Origin of the sequence: Halobacterium sp. BOL4-2 (assembly GCF_016917835.2) — an archaeon.
Classification (GTDB): domain Archaea; phylum Halobacteriota; class Halobacteria; order Halobacteriales; family Halobacteriaceae; genus Halobacterium; species Halobacterium salinarum.
In genome coordinates, this window is sequence record NZ_CP070337.2 from 20,780 (window position 1) to 41,464 (window position 20,685).

The window sequence follows — 20,685 nt, forward strand, 5'->3', positions numbered from 1 at the left end:
CCATCGACCCCCGGGGGGTTTAGGGGGTATTGGAGGCCGACGGAAACAGTGACGCAGAGACCGGGTGTAGGAGTGCTCACGTGGCTGAATCGGCCATGGTTTCAGATGGACCCTTGTGGGGTTGAAGCGGCGATACTGAACGTGGCCTTGGAAACTCCTATACGGGGGTTTCCCCGCCGCTAAGCCTTAACCAACACGACAACCGCCTGGGCCGCGTTGTTGGTTACTATCCGGCGGTGTCTGACGTAGTCTTTTTACGCAGTGCATGCATTGCATGCACAGAACCCAATGAACTCATTCGCCATCACTCAGCAGAAAGGCGGCGTCGGAAAGACCACAAACACCATCAACATCGCCGGCGCGCTCGCCGCCCGCGGCCACCACGTTCTCACGATCGACGCCGACCCCCAGGGCTACCTCACCAACACCCTCGGCTTCCGCGACGCCTACCAAAGCGACCCACCAAGCCTCTACAACGCCATCAACTCGCCGCACGACCACGACCCCACCACCCTCATCGTCGAACACCCCGAGTTCGATGTCCTGCCCGCGAACATCGATATGTTCCGCCTCGAGCAAGACCTCATCGCGTCCGGCCGGCGCCCCCGGCAACGCATGGAGGACGTCCTCGACCAGCTCGACGACTACGACTACGTCCTCATCGACGCCCCGCCGAGCCTGGGCCCCATCAACGACAACGTTCTCCTGGCTGCACAGGATATCCTCATTCCCGTCGAGGCCGCCGACTCCAGCGTCCTCGCTATCGAGCACCTCCTCAACCAGATCGAGAGCCTGGAGCGCGACTACGGCGTCCAAATCACCGAGCAGGCACTTCTCATCTCGAACGTCAACTATCCCCTCGACAACGAACAGGCGGACGCTATCGAGTGGTTTCGCGACACGTTCGACGGACGTGCGCCCGTCTTTGAAGTCCGGAATCGCGCAGCTGTGAAGCGGTCACTCGCGAGTGAGGGTTCGATCTTCGGTGAGGAGGCAGAGGACACTGATATGACTACTGTCTACGACGATATCGCTGCTGCGCTTGAGGAGGTGAGCGACTGATGCCGAACCGTGATCGCGATGATGTTGCCGACCGCCTTAGTCGGCGCTTCGACAACGCCGATGACGAAGAGAGTGAACAGGGGGCAGGGGACACAGAGCAGCCCGCTCGCGAGGAGCACGCAGTGGCTTCCCAGAACGAAACGAACGAGGTGAGTTCAGAGAGCGAGGTGAGTGCAGGGAATGCAATGCACGTGGAGAACGTGAAGAGCGAGTGGGCTTCCAAGAGCTTCTATCTCCCCGAGTTCCTCAAGCAGGATCTGACGAGGACGTACAAGCAGACAGATTTGGAGCATGAGATGGAGCTCGGTGAGGGCCTGCCGAAGACACGGTACTACTATCCTCTCGTCGTTGCCCTGGGCATTGAACGCATTGAAAGCATGTCGCCCCAGGAAGTCAAAGAATGCAGTGAAGCCCTTGAAGAACGCGGCGAACCAGAGTGATACGACTCGCGGATCACTGGGACGTGCGTAGCGGTCGTATAGCCACCGTGGAGTGTCAGGCACTATTACGACGATGATGACTACTACCGACGTGGACGGGCGGCCAGACCTCCTTCGAGTGGCGTTCGCTGACCCTGTCTCTCCGATCGACTCGGCGGACGTGAAAGCGCACCTGGCAATCCAATATGTCGATCTCACGCGTGTACCGCGCCCCTTTCCTCGAGGACAGCTATGAGGAACTCGAGATCAGTCTCAACTTGTCGGATGTCGTCGCTCGTGAGGACGACTTTGAGGCAGCCACGTCCAGGCGACATCTCTGAAATATAGAGCCCAAATTCGAAACTACTGCTAGGTAACTCAGATGGCTGAGGTTAGGGTTCCGAACATCATACCGGAAGTCAATAGAAGTATGCTGGGACATAGCAGCGGAAGCCGGTTCCAATCTAATCGTTAGCGAGTTCCGGATAAGATAATTTCATTTCCCCATCAAGTGTATAACTGCTACCGAGAATATTAGATGAGGACAATTCAATCGTTCCGTGGATTTTGATGTCTACAGCTTTTTCGGAGTTGGGAATAATAATCAGATTAAGCGTGCTGATCGTCTCATCCGAAAGATCGTCTAAGTCCGAGACTTCGATATTTGTGCCCGGTAACCGTTCGGGGGTATAGAGTGACAAGGATGGTGGCGGGGAACTGTCACCCTCAACCGGTGAGACGACTGCAACTTTTGCGGGAAACTCCGTGGCGATTTCTGGCATCCATACACGCAGTTTAATTGACTTTATCTTCGTTCCCTGCCGATGCCAGATTTCCATTGGAAGATGAGCCCTATCGGGTGAAACACGTTTTGAAACACTCAAGTGTGCTATCTCTGAGTTATTATCGGTGAACGTCATGGTTGTTCCCCCGCCTGGTCCTGGGTCTATTTTTGGGTCAGATAGTGTCTTTTTGCCTGCTAATTTACTACACCCTGCTATTGTTGCAATGCTGGCGCCACAGGCTGCTGTAATGTACTTCCGTCGGTTCATATTTAAACAGACCACGCCTGAATACAAGCATTCTCTGTGTTACAAACCAAATATATTACCGATCCAGAAGGTGTCACAGCGACTGTGTTCCCCTTGTGTGAGTGATTATGGTACTCATGTAAGTGAATAGCTTTTCGACCGCACCAATACACCTCAGATATTGAGATAATAATGAACTACGGTATAATAATCGGATTTGGTATTGTCGCTCCGATCATAGTTATTTTAACACGATCTAAATTAGAGATAAAACCTTCAGAGTACCAACTATTCGGTTGGCTTATAATCATGGGATTGTCACAGCTCCCGGCATTTATACCACTACCGCATCTTATAACGACAACATTACGTTCAATCGGTCTCGGTGCGGTGATACTTACCGCTCATGATCTGGCTTTTCTAACGTAGTTACTGAGCATTCTGATGACATAGATAGCCTGAGCCTCTACAAAACGGCTTCTCAAAGGAAGGAAGATAACTCTACCCACCCGATTGATTTCTGAACGTGCCACTACACTGTGATTAGAGACCTCATCTGATCCATCGGCTTTTCTGAGAAATGCAAGAAGGGGCGACGCACCCGGCAGTCGCAACAAGCGCCACCGGTGCGACGTCGGGCCAGCTGCAGGCGGAGTTTCGGAAGGCGTACGGGCGGGCGTTGAAGATGAACCGGGATTTCTACCCGGCGGTGTTCCGTGCGGCACTCCACGATACGTCGCTCCAGGAGGAGCTTGACCTCGATGAATAGACTGCTGTGAGAGCAGAGAACAACACATAGGACTGCTGGCGGACGTGCGCTAACTCATGCGCCAGCACATGCTGTCCCTCCTGGCTCTGGGGATTGTACTCGCCGTGATTGAACGCGACATGGTTGCCGACAGTGAACGCACGGGCGGTGGTGTCCTGGCAGGAGCTGGTGCTGGCAGTCACTTCAAGATGAGTCGATATTCAAATGCGTACCAAAGCCTGGAAGCCGGTACCCCTCGACTGGCGAGGTCGTTGCGTGGACCGGATCATACATATCCAGATGCTCATTCCGCACGGTCTGGCGGTACGTTCCCAGCCCGAGTACGCGCAGATACTCTGGTGGTTCCAGCCCCATTCCAAGATAGTAGTCTCGTGCTTGGCACAGAAGATGATGCACGACGAGTAACTGGAATCCTTCGATCGGCAGATACTCCGAATCGAGATGAGACGCTTTCGTTGGCGAGAGTTCAAGCCGAGCATCCGCTGGCCCCGAGTGCGGGTCTTCGGGTGTGATTTCCACGTCTTCTGCCCGGCCCTGATATAGCGCACCCAACTCGGAGACGCCAGCCACGCCGAGCGCGGCTGGCTCGACAACAACACCAGCGAGCGCATCGTATATCTCGGTGGCCATCGTCTCCACGTCGTTAGTCTCCGAGATCGTGTCAGTCAACGACGCTGCTTTCTGCTCATCAAGCACGGTATCCAAATCGATGTTTAGATGGACGTTCAGGCGGTAGCTCCGCAGGCCAGCGATCTCGTCTTCGGGGAGTTCGATGACTGGGAGAACATCGTCGTCGACGTGGCTGCGTAGTTGCTGGTAGTACTGTCCAAACCTGGAGTCGAACTCCTCGATAGGCTGCTGGGCGATGACGCTAGCCACGACTGCCAGCCACTCGGGATGTTTCCGGGGCGCAATCGTATCGTAGCCCCGTTGCTCGTGGACGTAATACCGAGCGTATCGGCGCGCCTGTTTGATGTGTTCGCTCTCCTCGTTTGTCCTGTTCCGGCCCTTGTCCGCATACCCGTCTTGTAGATGACCATCTATTTCACCATCATAGCAGACACCGATTTTATGTTCAACTTCATTATTGTCGGTTATCGATAAGCCAAATCCATCTTGTGTCTCTTTTTTGATTTCCGCGTCCATAATCAGAAATCCACCTTTTCGCTTTCTTTTCCTGCGTCGACATCATCACCAAGACGCTCAAGGATTCTGTCGAGCAACTCTTCTTTACCAGCTTTCTCGAATGTCGACCGAACGATCTGTGGATCGATCTCCTTGTAGAGGGCGGCCCAACCAGCTGTGACAGTGGTAGCTGTGCTGGCCAGTGCCAACAGCGTCTGTGCTGCTGCCGGATCAGAGACACCGGCCAAGACAGCACCACCCTTTGCAAGCGCTCCACCAACCGCTGACATCGCTCCAGTCTTCCCGAGCACTCGGAGCACGTGCGCAAAGTTCACCTCCGAGTCTCCATCCATCGACCCGGGTAACGCCTCCTCATTGACGTTCTCGACAGCAATGCTCCCATCCTCACCGAACCCCGTCTGCTTCGGTGCACGCTGCACATGCACGCCGGCCTGCATCCGTTGAATGCCCAGCTCACCACCAGCCATCACGCGCTGGGCAGTCTCCTCAGCTTCCCGTTCGAGACGCTCGTCCGGGTCGATTTCCAGATCTTCCTGGGGAAGCATACTGACTGCGCCACCAGTTTGCTGGCGGACGTGCGCGAGTTCGTGCGCGAGAACGTGTTGGCCTTCCTGGCTCTGTGGATTGTACTCGCCGTGATTGAACGCGACGTGGTTACCGACAGTGAACGCACGGGCGTTGATGTCCTCGCAGGCCTCAGCAGCTTGGGGGCCAGCGTGAACTTGAACATCAGTGAAGGAGTGATCCATGCGATCCTCCATCGCACGCTGAACGCTGGCGTCAAGGGACTGTCCGGGCGAACTAATCACATCGCGTACCGAATCCGGGACTTGAGTGTTGCCGGCTGGTTTGCCGCCGTCGAAGCGTTGGATGTGCTCGCTACGGCGTTTCGAGCGTTTGTTCCGGCGTTCTGCATCCCAGGGAACGGGCGTCCCCTGGCGGTTCCGGTAGGCGTCCATGGCTTTCGGGTTGCCCATCGCGTCGATTGGGATACCTTCCTCAGCCCATTCTCGCACTGTCCGGGTGCCGTTGCTTTCGGCCAATCGTTGGAGGGTGCCGGCTTGCGCGGGATCCTCGATCTCCACGCCATAGTACTGCTCGTATTCCGAATCAGTGGTTGGCCCGGCCGTGCCTGGTCCCACCGTATTAGTTGAGCCATAGCTTCCCGTGTCGGTGTTACGTTGAGCGTTGACTCCGTCGGAGAGCTGTGACGCTCTCGATCCGGTCCCGGTTTGGGATTCTTGAGCGTCTGTGTCGATTTTTTGTGAGCGGTCCATCTGTTTGTTACCTCTACGGTCAGTTGAAAACCAGTTAATAGCTTCGATGATGTGAACTGGCGGCACATTCTTCGCGTCCTTTTAAGGCTACAAATGAAACTGGAAATTCTGGGAGCTGGTGAGTCCACAATCGGCGCGAACACAGGACAGGATCGACTTACCGACTGACTATTGTTTGAACTACTGACAGATACCGCAAAGATACGTGAAAATGAACAGCGCAGCCGCTATTGAATCGATGAACCCGGAGTGAGAAAATCGTTACCCGAACTCCCGTAGGAAGTCACCTAACGCCCGCACGAACGTCTTCGCCGTGATCACTGGCGGCGACCGAATCGGCTTATCGAGCGCGACCTTGATCAAATAGTCTGTGAGCCGCCACAGGTTATAGATCAGCGTCGATAGCGCGAAGTTGCACAGCCGCAGCCGGTAGTCCGTCGACGACGTCTTCGGCAGAAAGCCCTTAATCGACTTGTACTGGTTTTCGATGTCCCAGCGCCGACTGTACCCGTTCACGACACCCTGAATCTCCTCGGGCTCGACGCGGTCCTGGTTCGTCACGAACACCGCGTACTTTCCATCGGCATCATCGCTCGTACTCGGGGCATAGAGGAACTCCGCCTCGTGATGGACCTCACCATCGATTCCAAACGGAACGTCGTGTTTGACAGCGGCGTCCGCTGTCGAATGTTCCTGAATGTCCTGAATTGCTGCCAAGTCATCTTCGTACGTCGGCACTGGGGAGAGATACGTGAGCCCGCGCTCGTGGACCTCTGCGTACACGCGATTGGCGTAGAATCCACGGTCGAACATCACCGTATCCAGGTCGACGAACTGCTCGGCCCGGTCGAGTAATCGACTCACCAGATCAGCTTTCGAGTACGATGGAGAGTCGTCAGGCTCCCACGTAGAGTCTTCTTTGACTGGCTCAATACCGAGGACGATTGGTGCGTGATCCCCAACGAGCGTGATGGTGGCATACTTGTAGCCACGTTTGTACTCGCCGTCGTTCTTGTAGCCGCTGACCATCTTCGGGTAGTCCGGTTTCGCGATGCCTGCTTCTTTGTCTTCCCACGGCCAGACGTGGAACTGCTCGTAGGTGATGTCGATGGCTGCAACGGTCTCCCGTGAGTCGAAGGGATCGTCGCCGCGAATTGAGTTGATGATATTCTTGGTGGCGGCGTTGAACGCCGTCATGATCGCGTCCCGAATCTGGTCGATCTCGGGCATCGAATCATCGTCCTCGAACTCCGCGAACGTGAGCTGGCCGTCGGACTCCTCGGGCGTCGCAATCTTCTTGATTGCTCGCAGGAACGTCGAGTCGCCGCAGGTGAGGTCATCGTCGGTGAGCCAGCCATACTCGGCTTCCGAATGAGCACTGCCGTTGTTCGCGCAGATGCTCGCGAACATATCCAGGATTACCTCGTCGGAGTACGTCTTGTGGGCCGCTCGGTGCGTGTCGAATTCGGGGATGACGTGTTTGCGAGCGAGCGTTAGCGTCTTCTGGACCTTCTCCTTCTTGTACTCGCTCGTGCTCTGTGCCTCCTCCTCAGTATCGGTTGGGATGGACGGCACGAGGCCTTCCGTGAGGACATTATGGTCGAGCGCAGTTTGGCGGATGCCAGCAACCGTGCGATTGAGGACTTCTTGGGTGTCTTCGCTGAATTGTGCGTGCGTGTACGAGAGTTGCTGTTGGGTCGGCGTCTTTTCGAGGTCAGTAATATCGAAGTGGAAGCTCTTGACGAGGCTTGGCTCTCGTCCGAGCCGTTGGGCTAATTCGTTCTGTGAGATGCCGCGAATGCCTTTGAACAGGAGTGTGCGAAACATTTCGTCGGTCTCGAAGTCGACGCGGTTCTGGTCGCGGGCGTCCTCGAGATTGTTGACGGGAACCGAGAGTTGGCGAATGACATCCCAGAGGTGGTCTTCACGCTCACAGAGCGTCTCCGCGTGTACGATGATTGACTCAGCGATAGCCGACGGGTCAGTCGGCATTCCGCCACCTCCCGGGCGAGTTACGACACTGTTGGACGATACGTACCCAGAGACTGGAGTGATACTGTGTCGAGGTAGCTGCTCCGGTAGGGCAAAGAATAGTATAGAGTAGAGTGATAGTTGGGTCGCGCATTAGTGTCGTTAGTCTGCGCTAACCTTACATTGGGAGTTATATCAATAGGTATGCGCGCTGTAATTGGGGAATTGGTTGTAGGCATAATTCGGTACAATCAGAGAATTAGTTTGAATCTTATTTTGGTTGGGTTTATAGTGATGGGTGGTGAACAGGGGGATACGATGGGGTTGGACGACCTTGAGGCGTTTCTTCGGAAGAAGGGCGCAGCAGAACTGCTCACGGAAATTGGGACGGGAACAGCGACGTTTAACGCGCTCGTCGACGCGGTCGCGGTCAGTAACTCGACAGTGTCCGCGCGGCTCTCAGAAGGCGTTGACCGCGAGGTATTCACGGTGCGTCACAGTCCGACCGAGCACGGGACAGAGAAGCAGTATCAACTCACAATTCTTGGGCGGCGCATCTACGATTGGGCAGAGAAGACAGAGTTCGAGCGGAAGGTTCGAGAGTTACGGCGGGTGCGTCATGAGCGAGCGACGGCATTCGAGCAGCTACTTGGACGGATCAATCGGGATATGGAGATACGGAAGATGGTCGCCGACGTCGACCCCTTAGAGGGGAAGGACGTAGAGCTGCCTGACGGTGCATCTCTCGTGCAGAAAGAGCCATCCGAGGAAGCGCTCCGTGAAGCAAAGTTCGAACGGCTGGAAGACTCCCTCGAGCCCATTACGGACGATGGATCTGAAGAGAATAGTGGGTGAAGACAAATTCCGGAACGCTAACTATAGCCCGGGAGGTTAACCCCGAAGGGTTCCTGACTAGGAGACCCGTACGACGTGAGTAAAGCCCAGGAGTGGGTTAATATCTGCCAATTATAGCTGATAGAGGAACGCGATTAAGCGTGTAACAGACACCGGTGGATTTCGAACAGACCATAAAGAAATGTATTTCCCCCAATATGAAGAATAATCACTCCCACTAGATATTCTTGAAGAAGTCACTCAGCCTCCTCAGCCAGATACATTAATGGTATAATGTAAATTACTGATACCAATACTAATTTTACAGAAGGTAGGGGTGAGTCTCTTGCTGTGAGAGGTACTAAGACCAGCCATAGCACCACATATGCAACAGAGGTTCCTATGACGTATTTGAAGAGTTGCTTAGTTTTCCACTCTGTGAATAATACCCAGATGAATGATGGAATTAAGAAAATGAATAGAAGTCCAAGCGCAGATAAGTTGCTGGTGGGATCAAGGCTGTTAACTGCGGCTACTCCTGAAGCAATTATTATGAATGCAGGTAACGCTGTTGCCCCTATTATTACACAACGCTGAAGTTTCGGAATTCTGAGTTTGCTTTTCTTATATGAGGTCCAGAGTAATCCAATCCCAATAGAAGACAAAATAATGCTTGCCGTAACAATCTCTGGACGCGAAAATACCCCAAGAGAAGGAGATAATATCTGCCATGCCACAAATTGAGGAACTAAGCAGATAGCGATCCTCTTTAGAAGGGGTGGGCTAATGCCAGTTTGATGATAACCACGTTTAGATAACCAGTACGAAATGGCTATAATAGTTACAATTGGGGCTATGGCACCTTTCGAACTAAACCCGGCCTGTGAACCACCGGCAAAAGTAATGACAAACGCAGGCCCGATCAACCAAAATATTGTCTTCCAAAAATTCGCCATATGTGTGTCTATTCCCACCCAATATCAACAGAGTCCCATTTTGTAAATCCACTGAAACTACCATCAGTTCTCGCATCGACCCCACCATAATCAAAGGTTCCACCAGACGCAGTTCCTTTCACTTCCATACCTGCATAATATGTTTCGCCGGGAGTGAATTCTTCCCCGTTATCGAGACGAACGGTATTGGTGAACTCCTCATTGTTTCTCCATTCCTCTAATCCAGATCCGCTCTTACTTAGAATGGTCTTTGAGCCAACCTCATTCCTGTTAGAATCTTTTATATATAGTTTGAAGTTAACTGAGGCGCTTGCAAGACCAAGAGCTATAATTGACAGTTTGTATTCTCCTTCGAATGTAATTTCAGGTCTATCGGGTGTTGAAGATGAACTATTTGAAATGTATATCTCAACCTCAGCCGCAGATTGGAAAAAGGCATTCGCAGCACCTGGATACGCGGTCAATGTTCCGAATGCATAATTCCCGTTATTTAATTTTCTATACTGACAACATTCGCCATCTGACATACTATTGTCTTCAATCGGGTACTCGTCATTCCCAAATTGACATTCTTGAATTCCGTTTCGAAGATAGCTTGCTTCAGCAACACTCGTTCCACCGCCTGGCTCGACAGTCTCTGCCCAGCGGCCGTGAGTAGCATCTGCAACGGTCTCATAATCACCCAAGTCAATTACTACTAAAGGGGACCCGGGAGCTGGAGAAATTTCATCGGTTCCCATTCCACCGCCCTGTTTGGCATCTTCGATTCCGAGATCGGCTTTTTCGATTTCTGATTTTTGCTTTGATAGTTTTTGTTTGTCCGTCTCTATTACAATTTCCCCATCTGATTTTTCAGTATATTCCACCTCCTTTGATTCCCCATTTTCAAGGATATATTCTGCGACCGCATAGTTATCCTTGATAGTAGGGAACCTGGCATCTACAACGTCGTGTTCCCATCCCTTTTGCGAAATACTACCAGCCTTAACAAGTCCCAGAGGGCCTGAAGAAAGACCAGCCATTCCAATTCCTGCTAGTACTGCTCTCCTGGAGGTCTGATTATGTTCAGACACAATCCAGTTTGCTTTAGAAGAGGGGTTATAATATAGTTAATTTGTGTTCTCAAACTCTGAAGTCGCTAGTTAATTTATATTTTCGTATCATCAAAAGGTAGTTGTTTCTATCTGCATAGGACTACTCATCTGAAGTGGTTTAATAGGAGTGCTTAACTTGTTTATAATTCGAGATCATAGGCAAATACCAAAAAGAGCCGTTCGAAAGCCGTTGAGAACATAACAGTTTTCTTCCACGACCATCTGTCCCAGGAATAGAAAAGTAAGACCTAACTGTTGCAGGTCGTGACGTTGTTGAGACTGGAAGGCGACAGGTCTTTCGGCGGCAGGCTGAGAACTGCCAAGTCACCAGCGCGCTACTAGGTACCGACAGCGCCCTCGGCGACGAGTTTGATTTCTTCTGTACTGTCGATTCGGCTACTCCGATCTGAATACGCACATCTGTGAGGCGCTCACCTATATTTATCTCTTGAATCATTTCAACAGAGCCAGCTCAATCGGTGTGATTCATATCTCAATTTCATTTTGATTTGTAGGAATCCATCTTCTGAAACTGTGGCTAGGTTGTAGGCACGAAAGATAAATAACGTATGAGTATATGAGTAGTATTCGAATGAAAACTGATATGGTTGATAGCCTTCATCAGCCGGAGTATACTGGCGAGAACAGATGTGAACCGTGTACGGTAGTGAATTTGGTAATTGCAGCGGTGATCAGCTCTCTTATTGCACGCAAATCACGCATTTTCGGGTTGATTGCCGTTCTCATTTCCGTTGGGTTAATCTATCTTCGAGGATATCTGATTCCGGGCACCCCAACGCTGACGAAACAGTATCTTCCGCCGACTGTCCTGCGCTGGTTCGGAAAGGAGCCCACAGAAACCAACTAGAGGTGGACTTGGAACTGGTAACAGTGCGGTTGAGTCGCCATCACATAGGGAAAATAGCAGCGATAGATCCATCGCACAACAATCCCCGACAGATGATGGAAGGAATTTAGAACAATATCTAATAGATAAAAATATATTGAAAATTTGTGATGGGGGTAGTGATCTTTGCTTGACTACTAGCTTCAAATCCGATTTAGATACTATTTAGATGAGTTGGATAAAGAGGAAGTGACAACCGAAAACGTGACGACTGCATTTCAGTTTGATGGAAATAACGAATTTCTCACAGAGGAGTACGATGATGCTGTACTGCTTAGGCGAGGAACAACAATAGTTGGTCAATGGCCCTCAAAGGCAGCGTTGCTTGCTGATGTAGCAATTTCAAAAATACTAGCCGTCGTGATTCCGACTGGAAAGACTTCAATCCGGAGGCTCAAGGGGAAATTCTCAATGGCGTTAGGATATTTCTCGATAGATGCCCGATTTGCAGAAGTGACATTCAGTTCACTGAAGAAACAGTGGAATCGTGCTGTCAGTCGCACGAAGTTATAGCTGCTGTTTGTGAAGATACATCAAAGCGTCTATTTGAGCAGCCTATCAATTGATCAGCTACAATTAATCTCTGTCGCAACGATTCTAAGGTAATTATAGAATCTCCGGATAGAAATTAACGCAAATTTGAGTAATAGAAAGCTTTAACTTTTTAGGGAGATAAGTTATAGGTGTAAATGACAGAGAACAAGATAAACCCAGGCGAGATTAATCGTAGAGAGTTACTGAAGAAGGTTGCGGAGCCGCAGCTACTACAGCAGCTATCTCTGGTAGCGCTTCCGCTAGCAATACGAAATCCAACGGTAGCTTAGAGGATGACGAAGGCAGTGGTGGAACCCAACTGGAGCGGAAACGTCGTTGAGGAAAAAGAGCTAGATACTGAGAGTGAACGTGTCGAAAAACTCCTTGATAAACCTGCTATCCAAACAGTAGCTGAAACGGTAGAAACTCCGAATGATGAAACAGTAGATAATTTGGATCCCATTGCAGTAAACGGAGTATCTTATCAATCTCGGAGACTCTCTAGCTACGGCATTCGAAATCGAAACTGAAATTGGTGATTTGCTGTACGTAGATGGAGCGGATGATGTAAAATACAAGATTGAAAATTCAGAAGTAATCAGAAAAAAGTGCCAAAGGTGTGGGATGAATTCAAGACACCCACAGGGACTTCCGAGTGGAACTTCCGTAACCATACTTGCAAAACGACTCCACAACTGAAATCGTTCGGTCTATATCCGATACTGAGGTCGAGAAAATAAAGGATGCAATCAACTATACAGGAAATCAGTTCAACGCAAGCTATAGCATCGATCTTGAAGGGTTCTATGTTCGGGTCGTAGATGGAGAAAACGGTCAGAAGATTGAAGGTAGCTGCCGATGATGAAAAAATTCTTCTGAAACGGTTGAGTTCATTATCACACACACAGGACAACGATTGTGGATGTCTTCCGTGTATAGAGGCGGTAGCTTCAAAAGCAGGGTGTTATATTGGTTGTTTCAGTGCTGGCGGCGTTAACCGGTGGTGCAGCCTGCATTATTTGCATCTCACTTAGCTCATTTTCACTTAGAAACTGTGATGGGTGTAATCCTCCTTGCTGTCTAAACTGTTGTAATTTCAGTTGTGCTCCCAGCCTGTAGGTCTTGCCTTAACCTAGTGAGTATCTCATATTGAAAATTCAAACGAGTAATATAGTGTTCATGTCAGGGGGATCGACACGTATAAGCATCTTTCGCATAGTTTATATGTGTATGAATAAAGAGCGTATCTTAACGTGCTCTTTCGTCTATGTTGGGTTTTTATTCCTATTACAATTTTCGCTGTTATATGAATTCCAACTAAATTTAGATAGTCTAACTCAATTTATATTGGGGGTTTCATTCTTATCATTTGGAGTTATTAGATGGCGCTCTAGGGGATACAGAGAACTCTGACTCAAGAGATTCTGAATTAGTGGTGTATTTGATGGTTCTCGTCTCAATTATACTATCTGCAATATTTATCATGCGATTATTCTAAAATTCGGGCCCTCCTTCCGTTGTCCCAGGATTCTATTCCAATACCAAACTGACGATATTTTCTGTATCTACCACCGACGGCTTGAACCTATAACAGTTCGAGGATACCGATACATCCATTTCTGATACTCCGTACAGGAAGACAAGATCCATCGGTTGCTCGTCCCGTGATCGGTTAAAGAGCAATTGATAGTGACTGCTATGAGTATATTCTGCCAACCGCGCCGTTTTGCACCGTTCAGTCGGTGATACGCATGAACTCTTTCAGCGGAGCGGTAAAGAGTCACAGCAATCACTATGAGAGGTAATTAATCTCTACGTCCCGGTTTCACCTCCGTCGGCACGAACTCTGACTGCAGCAGCCGGGCATCTATTATCATGGGGCCTTGTTTAGATGCCATAGAGATCAGCTTCTCCGGTGAATTAATTGACCTCTAACTCAGACCCGAACAGTGTGCCCTCTCGTCTTTCGCGCTTTCACAGATCGCCTCGTAACGTTGGCGAAACGTGCTGTCTCTGGCGATCCTTCACCACCGGTCAAGAAGGGTGACGGCGGCTACGCTGACTGGGTCATTGTCGTAATCCACGGTCTCCGAGAATATCTTGACCTTCCATATCGACGGCTCCTCGATGTTCTTCACGAGATGAAGGGGATCGTCAAGAAACTGGATCTTGAACCGAGTGACCTGCCGGACTTTACGACTGTCTGCGTACGGAAGCAGCAGCTCCCGATGGCAGTCTGGCGAACCCCCCTGCGACCTCTCCGCTGATCTCCACGATACCGGAGACGTGCAGGCTATCGATGCAACTGGATTTGACCGTCATTCGGCTAGCCGTCACTACGCAGATCGGGCGGACTACACCTTCAAATCGGTCAAGACGACAGCGTTGGTAGACTGCGAAACCAGTACCGTCTTGGATATTCACTGTTCAATGAAGCAGCCACACGACACCCACGTCGGGCGACAGGTACTCACGCGGAATCTCAACCAATTACAGACCATTACCGCTGATAAGGGGTATGACTGGGATGATCTGCGTGAAGAACTTCGGGAGGGTGACGTTCGGCCAGTAATCAAACCCCGGGAGTTCTATCCGCTTGATCTGGCGCACAACGCTCGCCACGACGATGACAATCTATCACCGTCGGTCAGTTGTTGAGGCCGTCTTCTTTGCGCTTAAGCAGCGATACGGTGACACGCTCCGAGCACGGACGTGGTTCGGACAGTTCCGTGAGCTCGTTTTTGAAAGCGACTGTGAGAAATGTCGAACTTGCTCTCTAACAACGGTCAATACAATTGGCACCCACTATGCTCTGATACACTGCTTGACAAACCAATCGTTAGGGTTTGAGAATTGTTGAAAGGCCGATTTAACTGTTGATATTATAATTCTACTGGACGTTCAAATAACAAGGATTGATCCGATAGCGAATACAGCAAGAGACAGTATGGATGTAATTATAAGTGCATCAACGGGGAGATCGCGTTCAACCGTCAAGTAGAGATCAATTCCGACGAGACCGGGTGCTCCACCCATCAAAACCAACGCACCACAGCCAAGTAGCCATGCAGTAGTGTTCTCACCGCTTGAAAGCGGTCATACTGTCTTTGGCGTGCCACAGCCAGTAGCTGAGAAGAGCGAGGACTATCACAGCGATAACGCCCACAAGGAGGGCGGTGAAAGGACTGTCAAGAGAGGGCATATTGCGACATATTGGGAACGCTCTTGATGCGATGAAAGCCTGCTAAGTCCCCAGCGCCATGGAGTAAGAATGGGGTGGCAAAGGCCGATGGTTCACAAGCGTTCACAAACGCGTGCTCTTGATTGGCCGACGTGCCAAGGAAGCCGCATCATGGGAGGCCGCCCGGCTGTCTCGGAAGACAGCCGGGCGGCGAGCCCGAATAGGTTGTGTCTCTACTCCATGCACCACCACTCCAGAGGCAACAATGCACTACCTCGGAATCGACGTCCACAAAGACGAATCGCACGTTGCTGTCTTGGACGATGATGCGAGGTTACTGAAGAGATTCGCGTCGAGAACGCGAATCTCGACGATTCGCTCAACAGTATGCAGGATCGCAAGCAGCTATCGAAGCAACCAGCAACTACTACACGATCTACGACACACTCGACGAGGACCTTGATGTGGTTGTCGCCGATCCGCAGCAACCAAAGCGGATCGGGATCGCGGAGGTGAAAAACGACCGGCTCGACGCCAAGTTGCTCGCGCAACTTCGCCGAGCCGGCATGATAGCTCAGAGTTACGTTCCTTCGGAAGAACTGCGGGAGCGCCGCGCACTCGTGCGCGGCCGGAAGACGTTAGTTGAGAAGCGCACGGACTTCAAGAACGAGATCCATTCGCTGCTCGACAAGCACGGTACTCTCCTACGATTGGGATCCGTTTAGCGAAGAAGGACGAGAGATCCTCGCCGGCGAGGATCTCTCGCTAGGCGTCGTCGGTCAGCAAGTTGTTGGACTCGTTTCTGTCGGTGATCGATGAATCTCACCGAACAGATTGACGCACTCGAAGAGCTGATTGAAGCAAACAGCTGCGTCTCTGGAGGAGACGCAGCTGTTGATGACCAATCCCGGGCGTGAGTTCTACTCATCGGTGCTCATCACCGCTGAAATCGGCGAGATAGAGCGCTTTGACGAGGCGAACGAGGTGGTGAGTTACGCTGGGCTGGACCCTGTCGTCCGCGAGTCAGGCGACTCGCGGACTGAGGGTGGAATCTCGAAACGAGGAAGCGGTGATTTACGATGGATTCTCGTTCAGTGCGTTCAGACGGCGGTGCATCGGTGTAACGATCCGTATCTTGGCCGGTTTCTACGCTCGGTTGAAGACGACCGGAAGAATCACCAGATAGCGATCGTCGCAACCGCTCGCAAACTGCTGGTGTCGATCTTCCATATGCTCGACCGGAAGGAGGTGTATGACCCACCAGGAGTGAGTAGCTGAGGCCCGCCAGTGGGCGGGCCACAGCGGTCTCATGCAGGCAGCGTGAGCCACAGCTTCCGCAGTTCACGAATCCCCCGCCTGCCGGCTGATCGAACAGCTGTCGCTGTTCCGTCGTGTGGTTGTCGCGGATACCTACGGGAGGCCTTGATCTCGCCGTAACATCTACTATCGTGGACGTGGTTTGTGGAGGTAGCAGGCTTTCAATAGGTGTGAAGCAGATTGTTGGTGAAAACTCGCTAGTTCAGGTTAGTTCCAAGAAGCCACGATTCAGCCGGGTGTAGGGCCGTTCTGGAGAGGTAGTTCAAGTGATTCTGATTTGCAAAATCGCAAGACAGGTCGCCACCAACAATGTTCTACCCAAGAGGTTCGACCACTGAGGTTGTCACCTCTCCTAAAGAGCTGAGTAGCTCGACATCGGTAAGAAGTATTGGTTATTTGGTGGTTTGTAGAAATCCAAACGCCGAATCTCTGTGGCGGCACAGTCAGCGTTTGTATCGTGGGATGGGCTTTATACAGGGTGGACAGGAGGATATGGTGAGTTTCTCCACCTGGACCAGGGGGTGAACTCGGACGTGAGAGCCCGCAGTACAGAGGCGGAGACACGGGAGACCAGCGAAGTAGTGATATAGTGCTGTTTAGGTGGGATAAGGCAGAGTTATCACCTCAAACAGACCCCAAACCCGGTCACGTTTTACACTTCACCACCACTCCCAGTTACTGTCACGGCCAACCCAATCACACGCTAATACGGTGGGTTACTAATCTCATCACCGTCACGTGGCCCCGCAATTACGACTGTCACCCACGCCCCAGTCTTCGTCACTCCAGCCGCAGACTCATACTCTTCCTCTCCCTCAACAACCCCCCAGACCTCCAAATAGTCGTTCTCATCAATCGGCCGAGGACCATAGTAGTGCCCAGCTAAATCCCCATTCCAATTACTACCATCCGGAGACGAGTACAACCGCATAAACTGGTACTCCTCATCCTGGTCGTCCTCGCGATCCTCAACGGCATCCGCAACACGCGCGTACTCAAGATGCACCGCCTTCCCAACCCAGCCATCCAGCACCCGCTCAATAGCTGTACACGTCGTCGTAGTTGCCTGCTGGCGGACTGCAGTCCGATCATACTCGCCAGGCCCATTCCCAATCCCCGGCTCAACCGTCGGCTCCGCAGTCGTAGTTCCCTCTCTCGTCGACGTTTCCGTGGACGTCTCCGTGGACGATTCAGTTCGTGTCTGCGTCGATGTCTCTGTCGGAGACTCAGTTGGAGTTGGTGACTGCGTAGTCTGGGTCTCGGTGAGCGTGGTTTCCGTCGTGGTGTCACTACTAGAGGTTGTGCTGCAGCCGGCAAGTCCGGTCATCGCGAGCGCGGCAAGGTACTGGCGGCGACGCATACCTACGCTTATACCAACCCGACTTGTAAACGTGCGCTTACGTCTGTCGGGCGGTATCGGTCAGCGTGCCCTGCAACTCCCCAACAACATCCCCAACCGACCGCCCAAGCCCAAGCTCGACCTGTACTTCACCACCCTGCCCAGTCACAGACTCAACCCGCAACCCACCCACATCCGGCAGCCCATCCAAATCCAGCGCCTCGCGTCAACCGATACCCGATCTCCGACCCAGCCAACGTACACGACGCAGACACCACCGGCCCCTCCGACTCATCCACAATATACAACGCTGCCTGCTCAGCCGCAGTCTCCGTCGTCACCGCCGGTAAATCCGTAATCACCGGCTGCCCACTCCCCTCAACCGAATAATACTCCCCCACCGTCTGGCGCTCATAGCTGATCGTATACGACTCCCCACGCGTCAACTCCGACCCCAGATTTGGCATGCGAATCTCCCCCAAGCACGTGATCCACCACGTAATCCGCGTCCCCACCACGCTCGAACTCACGCCCATCACCGTCCGTCACTGTCGTCGACCCCACCACAATCGGCGCATGCAACAACTCCACGTTGTTAATCTCCGCCGTGAACTCCTCCTCACGCACCGTCGCATTCCGGCCGTGAACGATCGCTGCCGTGGGGCTGGCCTCGACGTCCTTAGTCACCGTCCAATCCACAAGCTCCTCGCGAACAGACTGTGTTGGCCGCTGCCCAGGCCGCGTCACAACAACCGTCGTCCCATCTGTCTCGTCGTACTGTACCTCCCAGATCAGATTCCCACGATCGCAGAGCCTGGTAATCGCGTCAGCGACCGTCGCATCAACCGTCTCGGTGACGCCAGGGCTGTCGACCGCATCGAACGCCATCGTCAGCGAGTCCAACACCTGCGGGCGCGTCTGATATCGTGTCACACTCGACTCCACCGATGACGCCGGCGACTGGGCGTCAACCCCACTGAGCGTCACACGCGCTGTGAAACTGGCCGTGCTGGAGTCGAAATCCACATCCAACGCTGTCGTGCCCGACCGAGTCGTCCAATCCTCCCCAGTCATTGAGAGCCCTAACGCCTGGCCGTTGGCCGTGCTCGACACCGACGCAGTCAGCTGCCCGCCAGTCGCCCGCCGCAACGGCGACACCTCCCACTCGATGTCCACAGGCGCGTACAACCCTGGTGGCCCGTCCAGCTTATTATTCTCAGTGAGCGTATTCGAGAAGTCGTCAGCCGACCAGTAGCGCCGATCGTAGACAACCATGCAGTCGACGATCGCACTGCCACCAGTTCGGTCATAATAATTCCCATCAACGAACTCGAGTGAAACACTCTGAGCGCCCGCATCAAGACCACCTGAGAGATCATCATGATCAACCGTCTGCCAGTCAACTGTTCGCGTCGGCTCACCGGAGATCGTACTTGCAATGTGGGACGCAGCGACATCTGATCCGGGCCGGCCATCAACGCGTGCATACAGGAACCCTCCGCCGTCGATCGCAACGCGGCCAGCCACCCCCAACGCCCCCTCCGGGATTCGATACGGGATCTCAACCGAGGCTCCCGTCGACGTGTTCAACGGCAGCTCGATCGCTTCACTACTCGTCCAATTCTCCGTCACATCCCCGACGGTCTTCGCGTCACTGAACGCTTGCGGCGGCAGGATCCACGCGGTCTGCTGGGGTTGCACCCCGCCACCACCAGTTAGCTCATGCGGCCCCCCACTACCCGGCCGCAGGTCGAAATCCCCCACCGTATCAAGCGTGCGCCACTCCTGGTTTGTCGTTGCCGGCGGCGCATCCACCTCAACCGCGTAGTCAGTGTTCGTCGTGAGAATCTCCTTGATTGCAGTTTCAACGCGAACATCAGTGAACTCATGATTGGCGCGCGCAAGAAGGTGGCTGCCGCCGCGTGCCGTGAGCGTGACACGATCGGGCTCCGGAGTGATCGTCGCGATAGTGTCGATCGGGAGCCGCGTGCCATTATGATAGGCGCGAACCGTCGCATCCTCCCACGCTGCGGATTCAACCCAGTGATTATCAGCCGGAATCGGGACGTCGAGTTCCGGACGCGCGTTCAGCCGCGGCTTCGGCGTCGCGTCTGCAAGCCGGAGTCGGCGAGTGCGCCCGGTGTCCGGATGGTCAAGCTCGATATGCCAGCCCTGCGGGGGAACTGGATGAGCGGCCGCCGGGTGTGGATCATTATCGTCGAGATCGGGCGTGAACACCGACGACGTCCAACTGGAGGCCGCAGTCGTATCTTCGGTGTGAGCGGTGACTCGATAGCGGTAGGACCGACCGGGGGTTGCAGTGTCATCGACGAACGAGAGTGACCCTGTCCCGCTGTGAGCATCCCGGGCGGTGATGATGCGTCGGTCCGTCCACGAGCCGGCGATCTGCTCCTCGCGCTGCAGTGCGAAGCCATCCTCGTTGTCGGCGTTGTCCTGGGCAGTGATCGTAATGCTCGTCGCAGAGACGCTTGCAGCCGAGGGGTTGGCAGCACCCGGGAACGCCGTGACAATGCGAACGGGCTGAGTCCACGCCCCAGTTCGATGCTCGGTCTCCGACCGAACGCGAACCTCGTACGCTTCGCCATCCTCGCGACCGGTGACCAGCGCCTCCACCGTGCCGGACGCCGCCCCACCAGACGACACAGTCTGTTCGGCGAACCCAACCGCTGTGTCATCCCACGACGACTCGTTGGTCTCCCTGATTTGGAGGCGGTACGATCCGTTGTTGGTGACGTCGGGAATGCTGACGGCGATCTCGTCTTCGATGCCGTTGCCCAGACTGGGCGGCTGGGCATCCGGGAGCAGCGTGGTGTAGCGTACTGGCATT

Annotated in this window: 14 protein-coding genes and 4 pseudogenes; 9 read left to right on the plus strand and 9 right to left on the minus strand. The window is 53.0% G+C overall.

What is annotated here, in order from left to right; translation table 11 throughout:
- Positions 1-288 precede the first annotated feature (288 nt).
- Together JRZ79_RS25990 and JRZ79_RS25995 are read left to right on the plus strand one after the other, a co-directional pair.
- Positions 289-1,062, plus strand: a complete 774-nt coding sequence (locus JRZ79_RS25990) for a ParA family protein (protein WP_205252924.1) — start codon at positions 289-291, stop codon at positions 1,060-1,062.
- Positions 1,062-1,502, plus strand: coding sequence for a hypothetical protein (locus tag JRZ79_RS25995; RefSeq protein ID WP_205252925.1), 441 nt, complete (start codon positions 1,062-1,064; stop codon positions 1,500-1,502). Before JRZ79_RS25990 ends, JRZ79_RS25995 begins: the two co-directional genes overlap by 1 nt.
- A 443-nt stretch (positions 1,503-1,945) precedes the next feature.
- Here JRZ79_RS25995 and JRZ79_RS26000 read toward each other — a convergent pair whose 3' ends face one another.
- Positions 1,946-2,533, minus strand: a complete 588-nt coding sequence (locus JRZ79_RS26000) for a hypothetical protein (RefSeq protein WP_231546397.1) — start codon at positions 2,531-2,533, stop codon at positions 1,946-1,948.
- A gap of 559 nt (positions 2,534-3,092) precedes the next feature.
- On the opposite strand from JRZ79_RS26000, the gene JRZ79_RS26005 reads away from it, so the two are divergent.
- Positions 3,093-3,281: a hypothetical protein gene (locus JRZ79_RS26005; RefSeq protein WP_205252929.1), complete on the plus strand. Its 189-nt coding sequence runs from the start codon at positions 3,093-3,095 to the stop codon at positions 3,279-3,281.
- Positions 3,282-3,310: 29 nt separating this feature from the next.
- On the opposite strand, the pseudogene JRZ79_RS26010 reads toward JRZ79_RS26005, so the two are convergent.
- From JRZ79_RS26010 to JRZ79_RS26025, 4 genes and pseudogenes are all read right to left on the minus strand, one after another.
- A pseudogene (locus tag JRZ79_RS26010) lies at positions 3,311-3,460 on the minus strand (DUF4157 domain-containing protein); the annotation flags it as partial.
- Between the two features lie 4 nt (positions 3,461-3,464).
- Entirely contained in the window at positions 3,465-4,427 is a 963-nt protein-coding gene (locus JRZ79_RS26015; protein WP_205252926.1) for a hypothetical protein, read from the minus strand.
- Positions 4,428-4,429: 2 nt separating this feature from the next.
- Entirely contained in the window at positions 4,430-5,704 is a 1,275-nt protein-coding gene (locus JRZ79_RS26020; protein ID WP_231546392.1) for a DUF4157 domain-containing protein, read from the minus strand.
- A 261-nt stretch (positions 5,705-5,965) separates the two neighbouring features.
- A complete protein-coding gene (locus JRZ79_RS26025) occupies positions 5,966-7,696 on the minus strand; it encodes a transposase (RefSeq protein WP_205251202.1) in 1,731 nt (576 codons plus the stop codon).
- 297 nt (positions 7,697-7,993) lie between these two features.
- Here JRZ79_RS26025 and JRZ79_RS26030 point away from each other — a divergent pair, with 297 nt between their 5' ends.
- Positions 7,994-8,530 carry a hypothetical protein gene (locus JRZ79_RS26030; RefSeq protein ID WP_205252928.1) on the plus strand — a complete coding sequence of 179 codons (537 nt, stop codon included), beginning with the start codon at positions 7,994-7,996 and terminating at the stop codon, positions 8,528-8,530.
- A gap of 236 nt (positions 8,531-8,766) precedes the next feature.
- On the opposite strand, the gene JRZ79_RS26035 is transcribed toward JRZ79_RS26030, so the two are convergent.
- Both JRZ79_RS26035 and JRZ79_RS26040 read right to left on the minus strand, forming a co-directional pair.
- On the minus strand, positions 8,767-9,483 hold the full coding sequence (locus tag JRZ79_RS26035) for a hypothetical protein (protein ID WP_205251201.1): 717 nt from the start codon (positions 9,481-9,483) through the stop codon (positions 8,767-8,769).
- Positions 9,474-10,538, minus strand: a complete 1,065-nt coding sequence (locus JRZ79_RS26040; RefSeq protein ID WP_205252880.1) for a hypothetical protein — start codon at positions 10,536-10,538, stop codon at positions 9,474-9,476. Before JRZ79_RS26040 ends, JRZ79_RS26035 begins: the two co-directional genes overlap by 10 nt.
- A 613-nt stretch (positions 10,539-11,151) precedes the next feature.
- Between JRZ79_RS26040 and JRZ79_RS26045 the strand changes: the two are divergent.
- The 5 genes and pseudogenes from JRZ79_RS26045 to JRZ79_RS26065 all read left to right on the plus strand — a co-directional run.
- A pseudogene (locus tag JRZ79_RS26045) lies at positions 11,152-11,409 on the plus strand (hypothetical protein); the annotation flags it as partial.
- Positions 11,410-11,640: 231 nt separating this feature from the next.
- A complete protein-coding gene (locus tag JRZ79_RS26050) occupies positions 11,641-11,979 on the plus strand; it encodes a hypothetical protein (protein WP_231546393.1) in 339 nt (112 codons plus the stop codon).
- 314 nt (positions 11,980-12,293) lie between these two features.
- Complete coding sequence (locus JRZ79_RS26055; protein ID WP_231546394.1) at positions 12,294-12,530, plus strand: hypothetical protein; 237 nt, start codon at positions 12,294-12,296, stop codon at positions 12,528-12,530.
- A gap of 1,419 nt (positions 12,531-13,949) precedes the next feature.
- Positions 13,950-14,780 (plus strand): annotated as a pseudogene (locus tag JRZ79_RS26060) (IS5 family transposase).
- A gap of 666 nt (positions 14,781-15,446) precedes the next feature.
- Positions 15,447-16,459 (plus strand): annotated as a pseudogene (locus tag JRZ79_RS26065) (IS110 family transposase).
- Positions 16,460-17,201: 742 nt separating this feature from the next.
- Here JRZ79_RS26065 and JRZ79_RS26070 read toward each other — a convergent pair.
- On the minus strand, positions 17,202-17,858 hold the full coding sequence (locus JRZ79_RS26070; RefSeq protein WP_205252882.1) for a hypothetical protein: 657 nt from the start codon (positions 17,856-17,858) through the stop codon (positions 17,202-17,204).
- Positions 17,859-18,248: 390 nt separating this feature from the next.
- On the minus strand, positions 18,249-20,684 hold the full coding sequence (locus JRZ79_RS26075) for a hypothetical protein (RefSeq protein ID WP_231546395.1): 2,436 nt from the start codon (positions 20,682-20,684) through the stop codon (positions 18,249-18,251).
- Position 20,685 lies beyond the last annotated feature (1 nt).

What these genes read in the sequence shown, in the direction of transcription:
- JRZ79_RS26055 (WP_231546394.1), top strand. Translation starts at nt 12,294, where the DNA reads ATGACGAAGGCAGTGGTGGAACCCAACTGGAGCGGAAACGTCGTTGAG.
- JRZ79_RS26070 (WP_205252882.1), bottom strand. Translation starts at nt 17,858, where the DNA reads ATGCGTCGCCGCCAGTACCTTGCCGCGCTCGCGATGACCGGACTTGCC.
- JRZ79_RS26005 (WP_205252929.1), top strand. Translation starts at nt 3,093, where the DNA reads ATGCAAGAAGGGGCGACGCACCCGGCAGTCGCAACAAGCGCCACCGGT.
- JRZ79_RS25990 (WP_205252924.1), top strand. Translation starts at nt 289, where the DNA reads ATGAACTCATTCGCCATCACTCAGCAGAAAGGCGGCGTCGGAAAGACC.
- JRZ79_RS26020 (WP_231546392.1), bottom strand. Translation starts at nt 5,704, where the DNA reads ATGGACCGCTCACAAAAAATCGACACAGACGCTCAAGAATCCCAAACC.
- JRZ79_RS25995 (WP_205252925.1), top strand. Translation starts at nt 1,062, where the DNA reads ATGCCGAACCGTGATCGCGATGATGTTGCCGACCGCCTTAGTCGGCGC.
- JRZ79_RS26025 (WP_205251202.1), bottom strand. Translation starts at nt 7,696, where the DNA reads ATGCCGACTGACCCGTCGGCTATCGCTGAGTCAATCATCGTACACGCG.
- JRZ79_RS26030 (WP_205252928.1), top strand. Translation starts at nt 7,994, where the DNA reads ATGGGGTTGGACGACCTTGAGGCGTTTCTTCGGAAGAAGGGCGCAGCA.
- JRZ79_RS26000 (WP_231546397.1), bottom strand. Translation starts at nt 2,533, where the DNA reads ATGAACCGACGGAAGTACATTACAGCAGCCTGTGGCGCCAGCATTGCA.
- JRZ79_RS26015 (WP_205252926.1), bottom strand. Translation starts at nt 4,427, where the DNA reads ATGGACGCGGAAATCAAAAAAGAGACACAAGATGGATTTGGCTTATCG.
- JRZ79_RS26075 (WP_231546395.1), bottom strand. Translation starts at nt 20,684, where the DNA reads ATGCCAGTACGCTACACCACGCTGCTCCCGGATGCCCAGCCGCCCAGT.